Here is a 20,135-nt window from a genome sequence, read left to right on the forward strand (position 1 = left end):
TTGGAAAGATGTGAAACGGGCGCAACCCCTTTAGAAACAAGGGGAAAAAGAAAACCCGTCACCCCGGAGAATGACCCCAGAGAGACGGGTTTGTCTTTTCTAAATGGTGGAGCCGGGGAGAATCGAACTCCCGTCCGAGAATGCTCCGCGCAAAGCTTCTACAGGTTTAGATCAGGTTTTGCTTCTCGCTCCACGGTTAGCCCCTGAACGGGCTTCCTTGGCGCCAGCCCGGAATTTGTCTCGCGATTGGTCATCCAGACAGTAACCTTTCGCCAGCCTGATGGGGTTTGCCACCCGGATACGGCTTATCAGACATCCACCGCACGGATGTGACGACCTTGGTCGTCATGCAACGGTTACCTATTTAACTAGGCAGCCATTGCGTAGTCATAATTGTCGTTGGCAATTATGTTTATGCTGGGTTTTAACGAGGACCTCCCAGCGCCTCGACCTGCGACTTTGGCCTCATCATCCCCGTCGAAACCAGGGCGGCCCCATTTCAAAGAACACGGTCAAACTTATAAGACCGTTTTCACGACTGGCAAGGGTAAGAAAAAAGGAGCAAACAACGTTTGCTCCTTTGTTTCGCTCATGGTGCGCCCGGCATGATTCGAACATGCGACCTACTGATTCGTAGTCAGGCACTCTATCCAACTGAGCTACGGGCGCGTCGAGAAGTCGGTTTCTATGTGCATGACGCCCGATCGTCAAGCAGTTTTTTGCGCACACCGAAAATTTTTTTTGTCGTCTCGCAACCACCCGTTTTTCCGGCAAATCCGGGGCATTGCCTTGACAAGGGCGGGGGAGTGCCCATTTTTGATTTTTCACTCACGCGCCCTTTAAGGGCGCACAACAAGGAAGAGAACATGCCAGAAATGCGCGGAACCACCATTCTCGCGGTCAAGGACGACCACGGCGTGGCCATCGCCGGCGACGGGCAGGTCACCCTGGGACAGGCCATCGTCGTCAAGCACGGGGCCCGCAAGGTCCGCAGGCTGTACCGCGACCGCATCGTCTGCGGCTTCGCCGGGTCCACGGCCGACGCCTTCACCCTGTTCGAGAAATTTGAAGCGAAACTTGAAGAATTCGGCGGCAACCTCGTCCGCGCAAGCGTCGAGCTGGCCAAGGACTGGAGGAACGACAAATACCTGCGTCGCCTGGAAGCCATGCTGCTGGTGGCCGACGCCGAAACCATCCTCATGCTCAGCGGCACCGGCGACGTCATAGAGCCCGACGACGGCGTGGCCGCCATCGGCTCCGGCGGGGCCTACGCCCTGTCCGCGGCCCGGGCCTTGCGCCGCAACACCGACCTATCGGCCGAGGAGATCGCGCGCCGCTCCATGGAGATCGCGGCCGAGATCTGCGTCTTCACCAACGACCGCGTGGTCTTCGAGACCGTGACCAGGACTTCCCGATGAACACCCTGACCCCCAGAGAGATCGTGTCCGAACTGGACAAGTACATCGTCGGCCAGAACCAGGCCAAGCGCATGGTGGCCATCGCCCTGCGCAACCGCTGGCGCCGCCGTCAGCTCGACCCCGAGCTGGCCGAGGAGATCGCGCCCAAGAACATCCTCATGATCGGGCCCACGGGCGTGGGCAAGACCGAGATCGCCCGCCGCCTGGCCAAGCTGGCCGGTTCGCCCTTTCTCAAGGTCGAGGCCACCAAGTTCACGGAAGTGGGCTACGTGGGCCGCGACGTGGAATCCATCGTTCGCGACTTGATGGAGATCGGCGTCAACCTCGTGCGCCAGGAGGAGGAGGCCAAGGTCCGCGTGCGCGCCGAGGCCACGGCCGAGGAGCGTCTGCTGGACGTGCTCCTGCCGACCAAGCCCCTGGAGTCGGCCGGCGTGGACTACATCGGCCCCGAGTCCCGGGCCGCCGACTCCACGCGCGAGAAGCTGCGCCAGCTCTGGCGTGAGGGCAAGCTCGACGACCGCCTGGTGGAGGTCGAGGTCCAGTCCTCGGGCGGGGTGCAGGCCATGGCCATCCCCGGCATGGAGGGCATGGAGATGCAGATGCAGGACATGCTCTCGAAAGTCTTCCCGAAGAAAAAGAAGACCAAGAAGGTCCGCGTCAGGAACGCCTACGACATCCTCATCCAGTCCGAGTGCGAGCGCCTCATCGACATGGACAAGGTCCACGAGATCGCCCGCGAGCGCGTGCAGGAGTCGGGCATCGTCTTCCTGGACGAGATCGACAAGATCTGCGGCGGCGGGGGGAGCAGCGGCAAGGCCGACGTGTCCCGCGAGGGCGTGCAGCGCGACCTGCTGCCCATCGTCGAGGGCAGCACCGTCAACACCAAGTACGGCATGGTCCGCACGGACCACATCCTCTTCATCGCGGCCGGCGCCTTCCACATGTCCAAGCCCTCGGACCTCGTGCCCGAGCTGCAGGGCCGCTTCCCCCTGCGCGTGGAGCTCTCGGCCCTGACCCGCGACGACTTCTACCGCATCCTCACGGAGCCCCAGAACGCCCTGACCGTGCAGTACAAGGCGCTGCTCGGCACCGAGGGCGTGAACGTCGCGTACACCGACGAGGCCCTGAACGAGATCGCCCGCTTCGCCCAGAAGATCAACGAGGAGACCGAGAACATCGGCGCGCGCCGGCTCTACACCATCATGGAGAAGATCGTGGCCGAACTGTCCTTCGATGCGCCTGACATGAGCGGCGTGACGGTGACCATCGACCGCGACTATGTGGCCCATGCCCTGCATGACGTGCAGGAGAACCGGGACCTGACGAGATACATCCTCTAACATCCTCCAACGCGTGGTGAATGGTGAGTGGACAAGGCGGCCCGGGTAAGACGGCGCCTTTCCATTCACCATTCACGATTCACCGCTCGCAGCCCTTGAACTTTTTCCCCCGCCTTGCCAAAGTGACCCGTCACGCCGTTATCCCGGCACCATTCCGCACCATCAAGCCCACGGGGGAACCATGACCGACGACGCACTCAAAGCCTCCATCCTGCTGGAGGCGCTGCCCTATATCCGCGAGTTCTACGGCCAGACCATCGTCATCAAGTACGGCGGCCACGCCATGAAGGACGAGGCCCTGCGCCGGAGCTTCGCCCTGAACATCCAGCTCCTGCGCTACATCGGCGTGAACCCCGTCATCGTGCACGGTGGCGGGCCGCAGATCGGCAACATGCTGAAGCAATTGGGCATCCAGTCCGAGTTCCGCCAGGGCCTGCGCGTGACCGACGACGCGACCATGGACGTGGTCGAGATGGTGCTGGTGGGCAAGGTCAACAAGGAGATCGTCAACCTCATCAACACCCAGGGCGGCCGGGCCGTGGGCCTGTCTGGCAAGGACGGGCGCCTCATCTGGGCCCAGAAGCTGGAGATGGCCGTGGAGCGCTCCGACGCGCCGCCCGAGATCATCGACCTCGGAAAGGTCGGCGAGGTCGTGGCCGTGGATACCTCGGTCATCACCTCCCTGCAGAACGCCAACTTCGTGCCCGTCATCGCCCCCGTGGGCGTGGACGAGGAAGGCAACACCTACAACATTAACGCCGACTCCGTGGCCAGCGCCGTGGCCGTGGCCGTGGGCGCCAAGAAGCTCATCCTGCTGACGGACGTGGCCGGCGTGCTCGACAAGCAGGGTGAGCTCATCTCCTCCATGACCCTGCACCAGGCCGCCCACGCCCTGGAGCAGGGCGTGGTCACGGGCGGCATGATCCCCAAGATCAAGTGCTGCCTGGAGGCTGTGGACGGCGGCGTGTCCAAAGCTCACATCCTCGACGGCCGCATCGAGAACGTGATTCTGCTCGAAATGTTCACCCAGGGCGGCATCGGCTCCGAGATCGTCAGCAAGTAATCGTTCCGTGCGCGATATGCGGCCCGGTTTCCGTCAGCGCGGAGGCCGGGCCTTTTTCGTTGCGCCCCTTGCCTTTGCCGCCGCTGCGCGGCAAAGCCTTGCAATGCGGCCCCGGGGCTACCTCCGCGGCCGAATCCGTCAGCACCGGAGGCGCCGTGCGCATCTTCCTCGTCATTCTGACCTTCATTGCCCTGGCCGGCGCCGCGGACACCTTCTGGCGCAGCCCCGTCTTCCTCGTCCTGCCGGTGCTGTGCGCCGTCTGTCTCGCCTTGGTGTCGCGCATTTCCTCCCTGGAACGCAGGCTCCGCGAACTGGAGGGGCGTGTCGCAGCCGAGAGGGCGGGCGCGGTGAGAGCGGACGTGCCGGCCCTAGCTGCACCGGCAGCGGATGGCGCCGAAGGGGAATTCGTCTTTTCCGAGGAGACGCCTGCCCGGCCGGCCGCGGCACGGCCTGCGCCGAAGGCGGCCCTGCCGGGTTTCGAGGCCAGGGTCCGGGAAGGGGTGAGGACGGTGTGGGACTGGTTCGCGGGCGGGAACCCCGTGGTCAAAGTCGGCATCGTCGTGCTCTTTTTCGGCGTGTCCTTTCTGCTCAAGTACGCCGCGGACCACAGTCTGGTGTCCGTGGAAATGCGCATGTCCGGCGCCGGGCTGCTGGGCATCGCCCTGCTGGTCCTGGGCTGGCGGCTGCGGCGGAGCAAGCCGGTCTACGCCCTACTGGTCCAGGGCGGGGGCGTGGGTGTCCTGTACCTGACCATCTTCGCCGCGGCGCGCTACGTCGGCATGCTGCCGCCCGTGGCGGCGCTGGCGCTCATGACCGGCGTCGTGGTCTTCTCCGGCGTCCTGGCCGTGGCCCAGAACGCCATGTCCCTGGCCCTCTTCGGTGCGGCGGGCGGGTTCCTGGCCCCGGTCCTGCTGTCCACCGGGCAGGGCAGCCACGTGCACCTCTTCGCCTACTACGCCCTGCTGAACACGGGCGTGCTGGGCATCGCCTGGCGCCGCACCTGGCGCCCCCTGAATCTCCTGGGCTTCGCCTGCACCTTCGGCATCGGCGCGGCCTGGGGCGCGCGCTACTACGCGCCGCAGTACTTCGCCAGCACCGAGCCCTTCCTCATCCTTTTCTTCATCATGTACGGCACCGTCTCCATCCTCTTCGCCCGGACCCCGCGCGAGAACCCGCGTCTGGACAGCGCCCTGGTCTTTGGCCTGCCCCTGGCCGCCTTCGCCCTGCAGATGGGGCTGGTGCGCGACACGGACATGGGCGGGGCCTTCAGCTGCCTGGGCCTGGCCCTGTGGTACCTGCTGACCCTGGGCGGCATCCGCCGCCTTTCCGCCGGGGGCGATGGGGCCGAGGCAGGCACCACGGGGACGGGGCTACGCCTGCTGGGCGAGGCCCATCTGGCCCTGGGCGTCATCTTCGTGTCCCTGGCCGTGCCCATGGCCCTGGACGCCACCTGGACCGCCTCGACCTGGGCTCTGGAGGGGGCGGGCATGGTCTGGCTCGGCCTGCGCCAGAAGCGCCTGGTCACGCGGGTTTTCGGCGTCCTGTTGCAGTTCGGCGCGGCCGCGGCTTTCGCCGCAAGCCTGACCGGCGTCGAACCCGTCCTGGACGACGGGCAGCTGCTGGCCGGTCTTTTTCTCGGCGCGGGCGGGCTGGCCTCGTCCTGGGCGTGGTGGGCCTTTCCCGCCGCGCGTCTGCGGCAGGAGGAATTCATGCCGGCGGTCGCAGGTTTTTGGGGTGCGGCGTGGTGGTACGGGCCCCTGTATCTGCGCTTCTCTCCCCACGACGGCCCGGCCCTGGTGGCGGCCCTCACGGCCAGCTTGGGCGTCTGGTTCCTGCTGCAGCGAAGGACGGCGTGGCCAGCGGCGCGCCATCTGGCCCAGGCTTCGGCCGCGCTTGCGCTCCCGGCTGCTCTGAACTGGGACAGCCACCCCTCAGTGAACCACGGCTGGTTGGCCTGGCCTCTGGCGCTGGCCACGCTCTTCGCCGCCCTGCGTGCTCTTGAGAACGAATGGACCCCGCGGGCCCGTGGCTGGGCGCACTCGGCCGCTGGCCTGCTCGTTGCGGTACTGGCGGGGCGGGAGGCCCATTGGCAGGCATTCCGGCTGCTGCAAACCGGCAGCTGGGCCGACGCGGCCCTGGCCGTGACGGGCGTCCTGCTCCTGCTGGCGGCCGTGTCCGCGCCCCTGGACTGGCCCCTGCGCCGCCACCGCGCCGCCTATTTGCGGTCCGGGGCCGTGCCGGCCGTGTTCCTGTGCCTGTGGTGGGCGGCCGTCAGCCTGTCCGCCGGGGACCCGTACCCGCTGCCGTACATCCCGGTCCTGAGCCCCATGGACCTGGCCCAGGCTCTGGTTCTGGCCGCCCTGGCCGCGTGGGCGAGGGCCGCAGACAGGGAAAAGGCCTTGGGCGCCTTTTCCCCGGAACGTCGGCTGCCGGCCTTCCTGGCGGCGGGCGGTTTTGCGTGGGCCAACGTGGTCCTGGCCCGCAGCGTCCATTTCCTGGGCGGCGTCCCCTATTCCGTGGAGGCCCTGTACCGTTCTGCGGTCATGCAGGCCTCGTGCTCGGTGCTGTGGTCCGTGGCCACCCTGGCGGCCATGCTCCTGGGCTGGAGGCGCGCGAACCGGCGCGCCTGGCTGGCCGGGGCGGGGCTCCTGGCCGTGGTGGTCGTCAAGCTCTTTTCGGTCGATCTCGACGGCATCGGCACGGTGGCGCGCATCGTATCGTTCCTGGGCGTGGGCCTGCTCATGCTCGTCATGGGGTATTTCTGTCCGCTGCCCCCCAAGGAGGGAAAATGATCTTCGTCCTGCTTCTGGCCCTGCTTATACCTGTATCTGCTTTCGCGGTCTCGCCCATGGATTTCGCCGGCGGCTTCGTTCTCGAAGCCGGGCCGGGCCATTCCCTGCAGCGCCTCGAATTGCCGTTTGCCGTCTACAACGCCAGCGCCCGCGCCGACTTGGGCGATGTGCGCGTCTTCAACGCCGCCGGGGAAGAGGTGCCCATGCATCTGCGCAGGGTGGCTGCGGAGCCCGTCCCGGCCGTGAGCCTGCCACTTTTCCGGCTCGGGCCTGTCAGAGGGAGCGGCGACGTCGACTTCCGCCTGCAGGTGCGCACCTCGGAGCGCGGCGCCGTGGTCGAAACCCTGGTCCGTCCTTCAGCCGGTGAGAGCCGCATGATCCTGCTCGACGCCACGGCTGCGCCATCTGGCCTTGGTGCCCTTCGCTTCGGGCTGGGCGGCGGCGACACGATGCTGCGCGTCGCCGTGCGCGGCAGCGACGACCTGGCGACGTGGCGCGACGCCGGCGGCGGGGTTCTGGCGCGCATGGAGCATCCCGGCGGCCGCATCCTGCAGGACCGAGTCGAGTTGTCGGGGCGGGCCTGGAAATACTATCTTCTGTCGGCGGACCAGGACCTGTCAGGCCTGGAATCGGCCTTGGGGGAAGCTGGGACGGGGCAAGCCGTGCGCCGCTTCGTCCCTCTGGCCGGGGCGGTCGTGGAGTCCGGGACGTACGAGTACGCCCTGCCGGCGGGGCTGCCCGTCGATCTGCTCGATCTGGGCGGTGACGAGGACAGCGTGGTAGGGGTGGAGGTGTTCACGCCGTCGGGTGACGGCTGGCGCAGCGCGGCCCGCGGCACCCTGTTCCGGCTGACGGTGGACGGGCAGCGCTTGGCTGGGCCCGGCCTGCCGTTGCGCGGGACGTTGCCGAGGCTGCGGGTCGCCATGCAGGGGACACCTGAGCCGCTGCGCGCTGGCTGGCTGCCGCACGAACTCGTGTTCATGGCCCAGGGCGCCGGCCCCTACACCTTGGCCGTCGGCAACCCTGGCGTGCAGCCGGGTAAGGACCTGCTGGCGCCGATGCTGGCCGGCGGCCGGGCCGATGCGCCCATGGGGCGGGCCGTGCTGGGAGAATGGCGGAGTCTTGGCGGAGAGGGACGCCTCAAACCGCCGCTGGAATACACGAAGATCGCCCTGTGGGCGGTGCTGGGCCTGGGCGTGGCCCTGCTCGGGGCCATGGCTTGGCACCTGGCCCGAGGCATGGACGGGGCCGGCCGCGCCTAGTTCAGGGACGCCTGCACCACCCGGAAGTTGGCCAGGATGTCGTCGATGAGGCCCGGGCAGAGGAGGATCTCCCGGGCCTCGGCCTGGGAGAAGATCTCGCGGTAGCTGGGATCCAGGCGGTCGAGCCGACTCACGTCGTCGAGCAGGGTGCCGTCCGGGGCGATGAGCTTGGCCACCTGATTGGCCAGGAAGAGGACGGTCAGGTACTTGGCGTGCTCGGCGTTGCAGTCCAGCTGCTGGACTGGGATCAGGGCCGGGAGGTGGTGGTCCAGGACCAGGGACTTGAGCTGGCCCGGGATGCTTCCCGACGTGGCCATGACCCATGCCGCCTGCAGGTGCGTGACCGTCAGGCTCTCGTATTCGGCGCTCAGGTTCTGAGGGTAATCGGCGTTCTCGTCCGGATTCTTCATCAGCAGCACGAGGACGAGCTTGCCGATGTCGTGCATGAGGCCGGCCGTGTAGAGGGTGCCGCTGTCCAGGTCCTGGCGGGCCTTGGCCATGTGCGCCGCGGTGATGGCCGTGGCGTTCATGTGCTGCCAGACGCTCTTGAACATGCGGCGGTGAACGGGGTGTTTGTAGAGGGAGTAGGGCAGGACGCCGAAGGCGATGAGATTCTTCAGGTTGACGAGGCCCAGGATGCTCACGGCCGTATGTACGGATTTGACGTCCATGGCCGTGCGAAAGAACGGCGAATTGACGGTCTTGAGCACCCTCCCCGAGAGCAGGGGATCGCGGGTCACGAGGTCGCCCAGGTCCTTCATGCTGGCGTCGGGGTTGTCCAGGGCCGAGAGGGAGGAGTGCAGTGTGCCGACTTTCTCGAAGGCCTTGACCAGATTGGTCATGGCCGTGACGGTCAGGGCCGGCGGCGCCTCGTAGACATGGGTCATCTGCACTTCCGTGGAGGCATGGGTGCCGCCGTAGATGTGGTCCAAGGCGCGGGAAAGCACGAGTTCCCATTCCGAAAACGCGTTTCTTTCCCCGAATGACGGAGGCAGATGCGTCGAAACGGTGCCACTCCCTGCAACATCCTTCGGGTCAGTATTGCGCATAAGGAATACATATCCAAGGCCGGCGAGGGTCAAGAGCGCAGGTATTACAAAAGTGTATGACATGGAATTCCCTACATGCAGTCGGTCAGCGATGCAGGAGAATTATATCACTTCTATTTGCCTTGCAACGTGTTTCGAGCGTTCGTATCCATTGTCATTTTCTGAATTCCTTTAATCTCTAGTAAATTTGTCTGATTTATCCAAAAATTCGAATTGTTATGTGCTGTCTTGAGTGACAAAATACTCGATATATGAATTTTAATTTGAAATGAAAATTATAGTATATCACATATAAAATTTTGTCGTTATTTTATTTTTTCAATGAAAAAGCCCCCTTTCGGGGGCTTTAAGTTCTCTTTGTAGATTGATATTTAGGCTTGCTAGAGTCCTGCGTCGTCCACCAACTCCATGCTGCGGGCGGCGCGCACTTCGTCTAGCCGCTGCACGGGCGTGGTCACCGGGGCGTCGTGGATGGACTCGGGGTCCGTCTCCACGCGTCCGAGGATCTCGATCAGGTCGTCCACGAAGCCGTCCAGGGTTTCCTTGCTCTCGGTCTCGGTGGGCTCGAACATGAGGCATTCCTTGACGATGAGCGGGAAGTAGATGGTCGGCGCGTAGTGTCCCTTGTCCAGCAGGGCCTTGGCGATGTCCAGGGCGCGCACTCCCTTTTCGGCCTGCTTGGCGGCCGAGGCCACGAACTCGTGCATGCAGATGCGGTCGTGGGGGATTTCCAGGTGCTCCTCGATGCGCTTGCGGAGGTAGTTGGCGGCCAGGACGGCGTTCTCCGTGGCCCGCACGATGCCCTCGCGGCCCAGGCGCAGGATGTAGGCGTAGGCTTTGAGGATGACCCCGAAGTTGCCGTAGAAGGGCGCGATGTAGCCGATGGACTTGGGATAGTCGTAGTTCAGGTAGTACTGGCCGTCCTCCAGCTTCACCACGCGTGAGATGGGCAGGAAGTCGACCAGGCGCTGGCTGACGCCTACGGGTCCGGAACCAGGCCCGCCGCCGCCGTGGGGCGTGGCGAAGGTCTTGTGCAGGTTCAGGTGCACGACGTCGAAGCCCACGTCGCCCACGCGCATCTTGCCCATGATGGCGTTCAGGTTCGCGCCGTCGTAGTAGAGCAGGCCGTCCACGCCGTGGACCAGCTTGACGATGCGCTCCAGGCCGCACTCGAACAGGCCCAGGGTGTTGGGGCAGGTCATCATCAGGCCCGCCACCTCGTCGTCCAGGACCTTCTCCAGCTCGTCGGGGTCGATCATGCCGTTCTTGGACTGGATGGAGACCACGTCGTAGCCGGCGATGGCCGCCGAGGCCGGGTTGGTGCCGTGGGCCGAGTCGGGCACGATGATCTTGGTCTTCTTGTTGCCCTTGTCGTTGTGGTAGGCGGCCATGAGCATGACGCCCGTCAGCTCGCCGTGGGCGCCGGCCATGGGCTGCAGGGTGAAGGCGCTCATGCCCGTGATCTCGCCCAGGAGCTGCTCGGTCTCGTAGAGGACCTCCAGGGCGCCCTGGGTCATGTGCCCGGCCCCTTTGAGCTGCGGGATGAGCGGGTGCAGGTTCGTGAAGCCCGGCTGGGCGGCCACTGCTTCGGTGAACTTGGGGTTGTACTTCATGGTGCACGACCCCAGGGGATAGAAATTGCTGTCCACGCTGTAATTCAGGCGCGAGAGCCGGGTGAAGTGGCGGATGACGTCGATCTCCGACAATTCGGGCAGCTTCGGCGCCGTGTCGCGCAGCAGATAGGCGGGGATGTCGGCCTCGGTGTTGCCTTTGGGTTCCTTGGGCCACACGCCGGTGCGTCCCTTGGAGGAATCTTGGAAAAGGGTTTTCACAGGGCGCCTCCAATCAGTTCGGCCAGGATGCCGATGCACTGCTTCGTGGTTTTTTCGGTACAGGCCACCAGGAGGTGGTTGTCCATGCCCTGGTAGTAGCGGCCCAGGGGGAAGCCCGGCACGAACTTCATGTCGAGGAGCTTGTCGATGACCTCGTAGGCGCGCACGGGCAGCTTGACCGTGAACTCGTTGCCGAAGGGCTGGTTGACCACGCGCACGCCGGGCAGCCGCTCCAGGCGATTTGCCGCGTAATGGGCGCGCTCGATGCCGGTCTGCGCCGTCTTCTTCAGGCCCTGGGGCCCGAGCAGGCTGATGTACATCAGGGCGCGCAGGGCGCACAGGGCCTGGTTGGAGCAGATGTTGGACGTGGCCTTCTCGCGGCGGATGTGCTGCTCGCGGGCCTGCAGGGTCAGGACGAAGCCCGTCTTGCCGTTCTTGTCCACGGTGCGGCCGGCGATGCGGCCGGGCATCTGGCGGATGAGCTGCTTGTTGCAGGCCATGATGCCCAGGTACGGCCCGCCGAAGCTCAGGGGCAGGCCCAGGCTCTGACCCTCGGCCACGGCGATGTCGGCGCCCATGCTGCCGGGCGTCTTCAGGATCGACTGCATGACGGGATAGGTCGAGATGACGGAGACGATCTTGCGCTCGCGGGCCTTTTCAAAGAGGGCCGTGAAATCCTCGACCGTACCGAAGAAGTTGGGGTTCTGGACGATGACCGCGGCCGTTTCGTCGTTCAGGGCGGCGAGCATGGCGTCCATATCCGTGTTGCAGTCCTTGTGGGGGACGGTGACCAGGTCGAGCTTGAGGTTGGTCGTATAGCTGTCCAGCATGACCCGGTAGATGGGGTTCACGCTCTCGGAGATGAGGATGCGCGAACGCCTGGTGTGCCGCACGGCCATCATGATGGCCTCGTACAGGGCCGTGCCGCCGTCGTAGAGGGACGCGTTGGCGTATTCGAGGTCCATCAGGCGCGCCACGGCGGTCTGGTACTCGAAGATGGCCTGCAGCATGCCCTGGGAGGCCTCGGCCTGGTAGGGGGTGTAGGCCGTGTAGAACTCGCCGCGGCTGCACAGGGCGTCCACGGCGCTGGGGATGTAGTGGTCGTAGAAGCCCGCCCCGAGGAACGAGGTCAGGTCCGTGTGGTTCCGGGCCGCTGTCTTGTCGAGCTTTTGGCGGACTTCCATCTCGCTGAGGCCGGAGGGAATGTTCAGCTCCCCGGCCCGGAATTTTGCGGGAATATCCTCGAACAGGGCTTCGATGCTGTCCACGCCGATGGCGGCCAGCATCTCCCGCTGTTCTTCGGGAGTGTGCGGAATGAAGGGCATGGTGCCTCCGGGTATGGGGCCGCGGTCATCCAGCCGGAGGCGAGGAGTTCGTCAGGTCCTGCGATGAACCTTCGCGCAGCGGAAATAGCGGCCGGGGTGGTGTTTAGTGGGCCTCGGCCGCGCAGAGTTCAGCGTAGGCGTCGGTGTCGAGGAGGCCCTGGGGCTGTGCGGACAGCTTGACCCTGAACATCCAGCCGGCGCCGAAGGGCTCCTTGTTGATCAGCTCGGGGGCGTTCTCGAGTTCGCTGTTGACCGCGACGACTTCGCCGCTGACGGGAGAGTATATCTCGCTGGCCGCCTTGACGGATTCGACGGAACCGATCTCCTTGCCGGCCTGGGCCTGGTCGCCGGGCTGGGGCAGTTCGACGAAGGTCAGGTCGCCGAGCTGTTCCTGGGCGAAATGGGTGATGCCCACTACGGCTTCGTCGCCTTCGATTCTGACCCATTCATGGGATTTTGCATACATAAGCTCTTTGGGATTCATGCCAGCCTCCAGATGAAGTAGGGAAAAATATGGGGGAATTGCCCCCTAAGCCCCTTGAGTTCGGGGTGACATAAATATAATGCCACGAAAGCGCAATGAAGAGAAGTGGGACAGTGCAAATCGATTATGCATTGCCCGTGACTGCAAGGAGGAAGCTATGCGGTTGTGGCGTTTGTTGGTCATGTTGCCGGCGTTTTTGTTCGTGTCCCAGGGGGCGTGGTGTGCGGGACTCGGGGCGAAGCAGGTGGAGGGGTTCATCGGTGCCATGCAGGAACTCAAGCCCTATTTCGACCAGTATGCCGACGAGGCCGAGGATGACGGGGACGCCACGAGCACGTCCCGCCTCATGGGTGACTGGGCCAGGAGCCTGAAGGACCAGCGCGAGGTCGAAGGCATGCTCAAAAAGCATGGCTTCAATGTCGAGAGCTGGAGCGAGGTCTCCCAGCAGGTGACCCAGGCCTATATGGCCGTCAAGCTCGGCAAGGACGGCGAGAATGTGCTGGGCCAGATGCAGCAGTCCGTGGACGAGATTCAGGCCAGCAAGGACATCCCCGCCGACTCCAAGGCGCAGATGATCGAGCAGATGAAGCAGAGCATGGTGGAAATGGAGAAGACGCTGGCCACCTCCGTGGAAAACCGGGAAGCGGTCAAGCCTTTCATTCCGCAACTGGACACCATCTTCGACTGGCAAGAGTAAGGTCTTGTCCGTACATGGGATGCCGCCTTCGGGCGGCATCCGCATTTTCAGCCCCTGCATCTTTTTCGGAAGTCTTCGTCGCCGGTCTCACCTGGTCCTGGCCTGCCTGACCATCCCCGCCATCCGGCGATCCAGCATCGCACGCCGTACGTGTTCCAGGTCCTGTACGACTGCCAGCCCGCGTCGGAAGCCGGCGCGGTTACGTTGGCACGTCGTGGCGTTTCCGGTTCAGTCGATAAGCACGATGCGGTCGGGCTCCAGGCGGATCTTGCGGTCCTTGTAGAGTCTGCCCAGGGCCTTCTTGAAGGCGGATTTGCTCGTCCCGAAGGCGGCGGCGATGTGTTCGGAGGGGCTCTTGTCCGTCAGCGGGGCAACGCCGCCGTTGGCGCGCAGGTATTCGACGATGCGCCCGGCGAGCATGTCCACGCCGGACAGTCCGGGGGGCAGCAGGGACAGGTCAAGCTTGTTGTCGGGCCGCACGGCCTTGACGAAGCCCCTGACGCGCTGGCCGTAGCGCAGTTCGCCCGGCGCGTCGTCGCGGAAGACGAGGCCCAGGTGCGTGTTGTCGACCACAGCCTTGAAGCCGATGTCCGAGAAGCCGCAGATGAGCAGGTCCACCTCCTGACCCGGCACGAAGCCTGAACCGTCCTCGTTCAGATGGGAGTGGAGCTTGGCCGTCCCGGCCAGGCGTCCGGTACGCTCGTCGAGGTAGACCAGGATGACGTAGGAGCGCCCCTCTTCCAGGGGTTTGTACTGCTCCGAGGCCGGGACGAAGAGGTCCTTGGGCAGCCCCCAGTCCACGAAAACGCCGGATTTGGTCACGGCCACGACCTTCATGAAGGCGCATTGGCCGAGCTCGGCCTTGGGCCGGGCCGTGGTGCCCGTCAGGACGGCCTCGGAATCGCGGTACAGGAAGACGGAGACCTCGTCGCCGACGGCGACACCCGCCGGCAGCTCCCGCTTGGACATGAAGACCTCGCCGAGGTCGCCGCTGTCGAGGAAGGCCCCGCCCGTGACCAGTTTCATGATTTTCAGGCTGGCTGTGGTGCCGATGCGGCTCATAACTCCTCCCGTGAGATGGCGGCCAGGCCGGCCAGGAACCTGCGCAGCAGCTGGTCGCGGCACGGCATGTAGTTGCGGTGCGAAGGGTTTCGGAAGAGCGCCGAAAGTTCCGATTTGGAGGCCTTCATGCCGCCGGCCTCCAGGATGCGCAGCATGTCCGCGTCCTTGAGCTCCAGGGCGATGCGCAGCTTGCGCAGGACGAGGTTGTTGTTCAGCTCGCCGGACTCGGTCGGGTCCTGGTCGCGAGGACCGCGACGGGAGATGACGAGCCCGTCGAGAAAGGCCAGCAGCAGGATGTCGGGACAGTCGACGAAGCCGGGCTCCTCGTCCTTTTTCAGCAGCAGGTCGAGGTCGCCGGGGCTCAAGGAGTGTCCGCCGAGGCCGAAGAGGCGCAGGAGGGCGGCGTTGTCCAGGTTCAGGGCATAGCGCAGTCTGCGCAGGATGTCGTTGTTGGTCATGTACGTGTTTCCTTTAGGTGCCCCACCGAGTACACGGGATGGGTCCGGCGGTCATCTGAAAAATGGGGCGCTGCAGGCCATATTGGCCCTTGACCCCGTGGTTTCTGCTGGTAGGGCATACGTCATGCGCTGTCATACGGCTCGTCTTACACGTCCACGCCTGCCGCAATGCGTCTTCGTCGCTGCGGTGGCCGCAATCCTGGCAATGACTCTTGTCGCCTGGTCGCCCGAAGGCGTCTGGGCGGCCCCCACGCCGAAGATCAGGCTGCAGCTCAAGTGGCGTCATCAATTTCAGTTCGCCGGCTATTACGCCGCCCTGGAGAAAGGCTATTTTCGCGAGGAAGGGCTCGATGTCGCCTTCCTGGAGCGCACTGCCGGCGCCGAACCTTCTGATAGCCTCCTTTCGGGCCGCGCCGAATTCGCCGTGGAATCGCCGTCGGTCCTTGTCCGGCGCTTGAAGGGCGATCCGCTGGTGGTCCTGGCCGCCATTTTCCAGCACTCCCCGAACATGCTCATGGCCGTGCGCGGCGCGGGCATCGGTATGCCCCACGATCTGGTCGGCAAGCGTGTCATGTTCGAACCGGAATTCGACGTGGAGGTTTCGGCCATGATCGCGGCCGAGGGCATGAACCCGGACGCCTTCGAGGTCGTGCCCCACACGTGGAGCGTGGATGACCTTGCCGCGGGCCGCGTCGACGCCATGAGCGCCTACATGACGAGCGAACCGTATCTGCTGCGGCGCATGGGCCTGGCGCCTCTGATCATGCGGCCCTCCCACTACGGCGTCGATTTTTACGGGGACTGCCTGGTCACGACCAAAGGGCGCATCAGCGAAGACCCCGAAGGCGTGGAAGGCTTCCTGCGCGCCGTCAGGCGCGGCTGGGCCTACGCCATGTCCCACCCCGGCGAGATGGTGGACCTGATCCACGCCAGGTACGCGCCGGACATTCCCAAGGAGCAGCTCCTCTTCGAGGCCGAGGCCATGCGCGAACTGGTCAGGGCCGACCTCGTCGAGATCGGGCACATGAACCCCGCGCGCTGGAGACAGATGGCCGGGGCGTACGCCCGCCTGGGGCTGGTCGCGGAGGATGCCGACCTGTCGGGGTTCATCTATTCGGAGCTCAAGGACGACGTGCGGGCCAGAAGGGAGAGGCTGGTCCGCGTCTCGGTGGTTGTCCTGCTGGCGGCCGTCTGCGTCGGCAGCAGCATCGCGGGCGTTCTTTTCCTCTTCAATGCGAGGCTGGGCCGGAAGGTGCAGGAACAGACCGCGGCCCTGACGGCCAGCGAGCGGAGTTTCCGGGTCTTTTTCGAAATGGCGGGCATGGGCGTCGCACAGATCGACGGCGTGACGGGAAACTTCTGCAAGGTCAACGAGAAGTTTCGGGAACTGACGGGCTGCACGGCGCGGGAGTTGAGCGCCATGACCTGGCGCGACCTGGTCCGCCCCCGCGACCTCGGGATGCTTGAAGACGCCCTGGATACGCTGCTGGCCGAACGGCTCATGGAGACCACGCTGGAGGTCCGCATTGTGCGCAGGGATGCCCCCCCGTTCTGGGGCATGGTCACCGTCTCGGCCCTGTGGGCCGATAGTGACAGGCCGGAGTTCTACCTCATCGTGGTGCGCGACATCTCGGCCCGCAAGAACGCCGAGGAAAAGCTCCTGCTGGCCAACAAGGTGTTCGAGAACACCATCGAAGGCATCGTGGTCACGGACCCCAAGGGGCAGATCGTGCAGGTCAACCCCGGATTCACGACCATCACCGGGTACGCGGCCGAGGAGGCCATCGGCCACAACCCGCGCCTCCTCAAGTCCGACCGGCACCCCCAGCATTTCTACCATCACATGTGGACCCAACTGGTGCATGAAGGGCATTGGGCCGGGGAAATCTGGAACCGCCGCAAGAACGGGGAGTCCTACCCGGAGTGGCTGACCATCAGCGCCGTGAGGAACGAGGCCGGACTGACTACCAACTACGTGTCCATCTTTCACGACATCACGGAGCTCAAGCGCCAGGAGGACGCCCTCAAATATCAGGCCCAGCACGACGCCCTGACCGGGCTGCCCAACCGCATGCTGCTGGACGACCGGCTGCGCATGGCCCTGGCGCAGCTGGGGCGCAGCGGGGAAAAGCTGGCGCTGCTGTTCCTGGACCTCGACAACTTCAAAAACATCAACGACGGCCTCGGCCACGGGGCCGGCGACGCCCTGCTGGTGGAGCTCTCGCGCCGGCTGGAAGGCCTCCTGCGCGCCGGCGACACCTTGGCCAGGTTGGGCGGGGACGAGTTCCTCATCCTGCTGCCGGAAATCGAGGCCGTCGAAGGCGTGAGCCACATCGCCACCCGCATCCTGGAGGCCCTGGGCCGGCCCTTCAGCCTCGGCGACGTTGAGTTCTTCGTCACGGCCAGCCTGGGTGTGACCATCGCCCCGGACGACGGGAACGAGGTCGGCAAACTCATCAAGAACGCCGACATGGCCATGTACCGGGCCAAGAACCTGGGCCGCAACAACTACCAATTCTTCACGCCCGAAATGGACGCGGCGGCGCACCGGCGCATCTCCCTGGAATCGAAGCTGCGCAAGGCCATCGAAGGGGAGCGCTTCGAACTGCATTACCAGCCCCTGGTGCGCATGGACACGGGCCGCATCGTCGGGGTCGAGGCCCTGGTGCGCTGGCGCGACGGCGACACCCTCGTCTCCCCGGCCGAGTTCATCCCTCTGGCCGAGGATTCGGGCCTGATCCTCCCCCTGGGCGAGTGGGTCCTGCGCACGGCGGCCCGCCAGGCCAAGCTCTGGCAGGACGCCGGATTCGAGCTGAGCATGTCCGTGAACATCTCCTCGCGGCAGTTTGCGGGGGCCGGGCTGGCCCAGACCCTGGGCGAGGTGCTCGCGGACACGGGACTGCAGCCCGGCAGGCTGTATTTCGAGATCACCGAGTCCATGCTCATGGGCGACGTGGCCAAGGCCGAGGCGACCCTCAATTCCCTGCGGGCGGCAGGCGGGACCTTCTTCCTCGACGACTTCGGGACGGGCTACTCCTCCCTGTCGTACCTCAAGCGCCTGCCCATCGACGGGCTCAAGATCGACCGCTCCTTCATCCGCGACATCACCGAGGACCAGGACAGCCTGGCCATCGTCACGGCCATCGTGTCCATGGCCCGGACCCTCAACCTGCGCATCGTGGCCGAAGGCGTGGAGACCGAGGCCCAGCGCCGCATCCTGGCCGGCCTGGGCCCCATGACGATGCAGGGCTATCTGGCCAGCCGGCCCGTGCCGGCCGCTGAATGCGAAAAGCTCCTGGCCCGCGGCGCGCTGCTGCCGGCCCTGGCGTCCTGAATCTCACCGCGACCGAATCCGCCGCATAACGAAAAGGCCCCTGCGAGGACGCGGCGCGTCCTCGCAGGGGCCCGTTTTTTCGCACGCACCCGGGGCGCTATATTCTGAACTTTCCGACCATGGCGTTCAGGTCGCGGGCCAGGCCGCTCAGACCCTCGGAGCTTTGCTGCACGGCTTCGGCCGAAGAGGCGATGTCGCCCGAGGCGGCGTTGACGGAGGCCACTTCCCTGGCGATGTCGCGGGTCACGGTGTCGGCCTGGGACACGTTGGTGTTGACCTCCTGCACGCCCTGGGCGGCCTGTCCGACGTTGTCGGCTATGTCGCGCGTGGTCACGGACTGCTCCTCCACGGCCGCGGCGATGCTGCCGACGATGGCGTCGACCTCGTCGATGACCTGGGTGACCTGCTGAATCTCCGAAACCGTCACGCCCGTGGCGCCCTGAATGCCCTGGATCTTGTCCCTGATCTCCTCCGTGGCCCTGGCGGTCTGCTGGGCCAGCTCCTTGATCTCGTTGGCCACCACTGCGAAGCCGCGGCCGGCCTCGCCCGCCCTGGCCGCCTCGATGGTCGCGTTCAGGGCCAGGAGGTTGGTCTGGGACGAGATGGCCGTGATGGCCTCGGTGACCTTGCCGATTTCCTGGGCGGCCGCGCCCAGTTCATTCACGCGGCGTGAGGCCTCGCCGGCCTTGCCCACGGCGTGTCCGGTGATCTCCTTGGCCTTGGAGGCGTTCTGGGAGATCTCGGAGATGGTCGCGGTCATTTCCTCCGAAGCCGAGGCCACGGTGGAGATGTTGGTCGAGAACTCCTCCATGGCCGAGGCCACGGAGTTCATGTTCGAGCTCATCTGCTCGGTGGCGGCGGCGACGGTGGTGGACTTGGAGGTCATGTCCCCCGAGGCCCGGCGCAGCTGCGTGGCCAGTCCGAGCAGGCCCTGGGAGGCCTGGTTCAGCTGGTTCGAATTGCCGACCACCTCGCGGATGATGCCGTGGACCTGCTCGACGAAGGTGTTGAACCATTCGGCCAGCTCCTGGGTCTCTGTGCCGGAGGTGTCCTTGAGGCGCGCCGTGAGGTCGCCCTCGCCCTCGGCGATGTCCTTGAGCATCCCGATCATGCGTTTCAGCGGGGTGATGATGGAGCGGATGAGGAAGATCGTCAGGGGCAGGATGAGGAAGGCGAAGCCCGCGCCGATGAAGGACAGGGCGATGGTCAGGGACCGCGCGGCCGCGGCCTCCAAGTCGGCGGCCACCGCGGCCTGGGCCTCGGCGATGTTGTCGATGTACACGCCCGTGCCGATCCACATGTCCGTGCCGGGGATCATGACGGCGTAGCTGAGCTTGGGCTGGTCGCCCTTGTTGGGCTTGGCGAAGACGTACTCGACGAAACCTCCCCCGGCCTGGGCCTGCTTCTGCAGCTCCTGGACGAAAAGGATTCCGCCCACGTCCTTGCTTCCTCCCATGTCCTTGCCTTCGGATTCGGGCTTGGGCGGCAGCACCCGGCACACGGTGCCCTGGTAGACGAAGAAGTAGCCGGACTTGTCCGCTTCGAAGCGGATGTCGCCGATGAGCTTCTTGATGATGCCAATGCGCCGGTCGTTGTCGCTCTCGCCCTGGATGGCCGCGCCGATGCTCGTGGCCATGTTCTTCGTGGCGACCATGATCTTGGCGCGGGCGTCCTCGTTCATGATGCGACCCACGGTGGCGATCATGTCCTCCTTGGTGCCGCGCGCCTGGAAGATGAAGAAGGTCACCACGGCGCCCATGAAAAGCAGCATGATGCCGGTCAGGAACAACAGCCGGTTGCGGATTCCGAAGCGAATGCCCATGGTGTGCCTCCTCATGGATGGTGCGTGGTTTTCGTCTTTCTCGATGTTCAAGGCTCCTGCGGAAAAACGCGTCTTCCGGACACTGCGCCAGCCCTGCCTCGACTGCCTGAACGCTGTTCAAGCCTGTCTTCGGGATTTGGAGCGGAGCTTGTCTGACAATATATCCGATCAGCCGAAAAAAACAAGAAAATGTATGA

General features: G+C 65.0%; 14 protein-coding genes, 1 tRNA gene and 1 other RNA gene. 7 read left to right on the plus strand and 9 right to left on the minus strand.

All coding sequences use genetic code 11. The features are described from left to right. Positions 1-104: 104 nt before the first annotated feature. Together ssrA and G394_RS0110070 are read right to left on the minus strand one after the other, a co-directional pair. Positions 105-496: a transfer-messenger RNA gene (gene ssrA, locus G394_RS20785) on the minus strand. A gap of 96 nt (positions 497-592) precedes the next feature. After that, positions 593-669: transfer RNA gene (locus G394_RS0110070), tRNA-Arg, on the minus strand. 197 nt (positions 670-866) lie between these two features. Here G394_RS0110070 and hslV point away from each other — a divergent pair. The 5 genes from hslV (at position 867) to G394_RS18750 (ending at position 7,875) form a co-directional block, all read left to right on the plus strand. Beyond that, complete coding sequence (hslV, locus tag G394_RS0110075) at positions 867-1,418, plus strand: ATP-dependent protease subunit HslV (protein ID WP_028577544.1); 552 nt, start codon at positions 867-869, stop codon at positions 1,416-1,418. After that, complete coding sequence (gene hslU / locus G394_RS0110080; protein WP_028577545.1) at positions 1,415-2,758, plus strand: ATP-dependent protease ATPase subunit HslU; 1,344 nt, start codon at positions 1,415-1,417, stop codon at positions 2,756-2,758. Before hslV ends, hslU begins: the two co-directional genes overlap by 4 nt. A 181-nt stretch (positions 2,759-2,939) precedes the next feature. Further along, positions 2,940-3,821, plus strand: coding sequence for an acetylglutamate kinase (gene argB, locus G394_RS0110085; RefSeq protein WP_028577546.1), 882 nt, complete (start codon positions 2,940-2,942; stop codon positions 3,819-3,821). A gap of 155 nt (positions 3,822-3,976) precedes the next feature. Continuing rightward, complete coding sequence (locus G394_RS18745) at positions 3,977-6,613, plus strand: DUF2339 domain-containing protein (protein ID WP_051307097.1); 2,637 nt, start codon at positions 3,977-3,979, stop codon at positions 6,611-6,613. Further along, positions 6,610-7,875, plus strand: coding sequence for a DUF3999 domain-containing protein (locus tag G394_RS18750; protein ID WP_043775438.1), 1,266 nt, complete (start codon positions 6,610-6,612; stop codon positions 7,873-7,875). Before G394_RS18745 ends, G394_RS18750 begins: the two co-directional genes overlap by 4 nt. Here G394_RS18750 and G394_RS0110100 read toward each other — a convergent pair. The 4 genes from G394_RS0110100 to gcvH form a co-directional block, all read right to left on the minus strand. Next, complete coding sequence (locus tag G394_RS0110100) at positions 7,872-8,822, minus strand: HDOD domain-containing protein (RefSeq protein WP_028577547.1); 951 nt, start codon at positions 8,820-8,822, stop codon at positions 7,872-7,874. The genes G394_RS18750 and G394_RS0110100 overlap by 4 nt on opposite strands. 482 nt (positions 8,823-9,304) lie before the next feature. Further along, entirely contained in the window at positions 9,305-10,756 is a 1,452-nt protein-coding gene (gene gcvPB, locus G394_RS0110105; RefSeq protein ID WP_028577548.1) for an aminomethyl-transferring glycine dehydrogenase subunit GcvPB, read from the minus strand. After that, on the minus strand, positions 10,753-12,081 hold the full coding sequence (gene gcvPA, locus G394_RS0110110; RefSeq protein ID WP_028577549.1) for an aminomethyl-transferring glycine dehydrogenase subunit GcvPA: 1,329 nt from the start codon (positions 12,079-12,081) through the stop codon (positions 10,753-10,755). The genes gcvPB and gcvPA overlap by 4 nt, the downstream gene beginning before the upstream one ends. A 103-nt stretch (positions 12,082-12,184) precedes the next feature. Then, on the minus strand, positions 12,185-12,565 hold the full coding sequence (gcvH, locus tag G394_RS0110115) for a glycine cleavage system protein GcvH (protein WP_028577550.1): 381 nt from the start codon (positions 12,563-12,565) through the stop codon (positions 12,185-12,187). Positions 12,566-12,722: 157 nt separating this feature from the next. Between gcvH and G394_RS0110120 the strand changes: the two genes are divergently transcribed. Next, positions 12,723-13,262, plus strand: a complete 540-nt coding sequence (locus G394_RS0110120; protein ID WP_156902566.1) for a hypothetical protein — start codon at positions 12,723-12,725, stop codon at positions 13,260-13,262. Positions 13,263-13,490: 228 nt separating this feature from the next. On the opposite strand, the gene G394_RS0110125 is transcribed toward G394_RS0110120, so the two are convergent. Both G394_RS0110125 and G394_RS0110130 read right to left on the minus strand, forming a co-directional pair. Beyond that, a complete protein-coding gene (locus G394_RS0110125) occupies positions 13,491-14,324 on the minus strand; it encodes a CvfB family protein (protein WP_028577552.1) in 834 nt (277 codons plus the stop codon). Next, entirely contained in the window at positions 14,321-14,782 is a 462-nt protein-coding gene (locus G394_RS0110130) for a YehS family protein (protein WP_028577553.1), read from the minus strand. Before G394_RS0110130 ends, G394_RS0110125 begins: the two co-directional genes overlap by 4 nt. A gap of 205 nt (positions 14,783-14,987) precedes the next feature. On the opposite strand from G394_RS0110130, the gene G394_RS20195 reads away from it, so the two are divergent. Then, complete coding sequence (locus tag G394_RS20195) at positions 14,988-18,116, plus strand: EAL domain-containing protein (RefSeq protein ID WP_051307098.1); 3,129 nt, start codon at positions 14,988-14,990, stop codon at positions 18,114-18,116. 97 nt (positions 18,117-18,213) lie between these two features. On the opposite strand, the gene G394_RS0110140 is transcribed toward G394_RS20195, so the two are convergent. Beyond that, positions 18,214-19,938 carry a methyl-accepting chemotaxis protein gene (locus G394_RS0110140; RefSeq protein ID WP_028577554.1) on the minus strand — a complete coding sequence of 575 codons (1,725 nt, stop codon included), beginning with the start codon at positions 19,936-19,938 and terminating at the stop codon, positions 18,214-18,216. Positions 19,939-20,135 lie beyond the last annotated feature (197 nt).

Source organism: Desulfomicrobium escambiense DSM 10707 (assembly GCF_000428825.1).
Taxonomy (GTDB): Bacteria; Desulfobacterota; Desulfovibrionia; order Desulfovibrionales; family Desulfomicrobiaceae; genus Desulfomicrobium; species Desulfomicrobium escambiense.

Coding starts and splice junctions, on each gene's coding strand:
- G394_RS20195 (WP_051307098.1), top strand. CDS start 14,988: ATGACTCTTGTCGCCTGGTCGCCCGAAGGCGTCTGGGCGGCCCCCACG.
- argB (WP_028577546.1), top strand. CDS start 2,940: ATGACCGACGACGCACTCAAAGCCTCCATCCTGCTGGAGGCGCTGCCC.
- gcvH (WP_028577550.1), bottom strand. CDS start 12,565: ATGAATCCCAAAGAGCTTATGTATGCAAAATCCCATGAATGGGTCAGA.
- hslV (WP_028577544.1), top strand. CDS start 867: ATGCCAGAAATGCGCGGAACCACCATTCTCGCGGTCAAGGACGACCAC.
- G394_RS0110125 (WP_028577552.1), bottom strand. CDS start 14,324: ATGAGCCGCATCGGCACCACAGCCAGCCTGAAAATCATGAAACTGGTC.
- gcvPA (WP_028577549.1), bottom strand. CDS start 12,081: ATGCCCTTCATTCCGCACACTCCCGAAGAACAGCGGGAGATGCTGGCC.
- hslU (WP_028577545.1), top strand. CDS start 1,415: ATGAACACCCTGACCCCCAGAGAGATCGTGTCCGAACTGGACAAGTAC.
- G394_RS18750 (WP_043775438.1), top strand. CDS start 6,610: ATGATCTTCGTCCTGCTTCTGGCCCTGCTTATACCTGTATCTGCTTTC.
- G394_RS0110130 (WP_028577553.1), bottom strand. CDS start 14,782: ATGACCAACAACGACATCCTGCGCAGACTGCGCTATGCCCTGAACCTG.
- G394_RS0110120 (WP_156902566.1), top strand. CDS start 12,723: ATGCGGTTGTGGCGTTTGTTGGTCATGTTGCCGGCGTTTTTGTTCGTG.
- G394_RS0110140 (WP_028577554.1), bottom strand. CDS start 19,938: ATGGGCATTCGCTTCGGAATCCGCAACCGGCTGTTGTTCCTGACCGGC.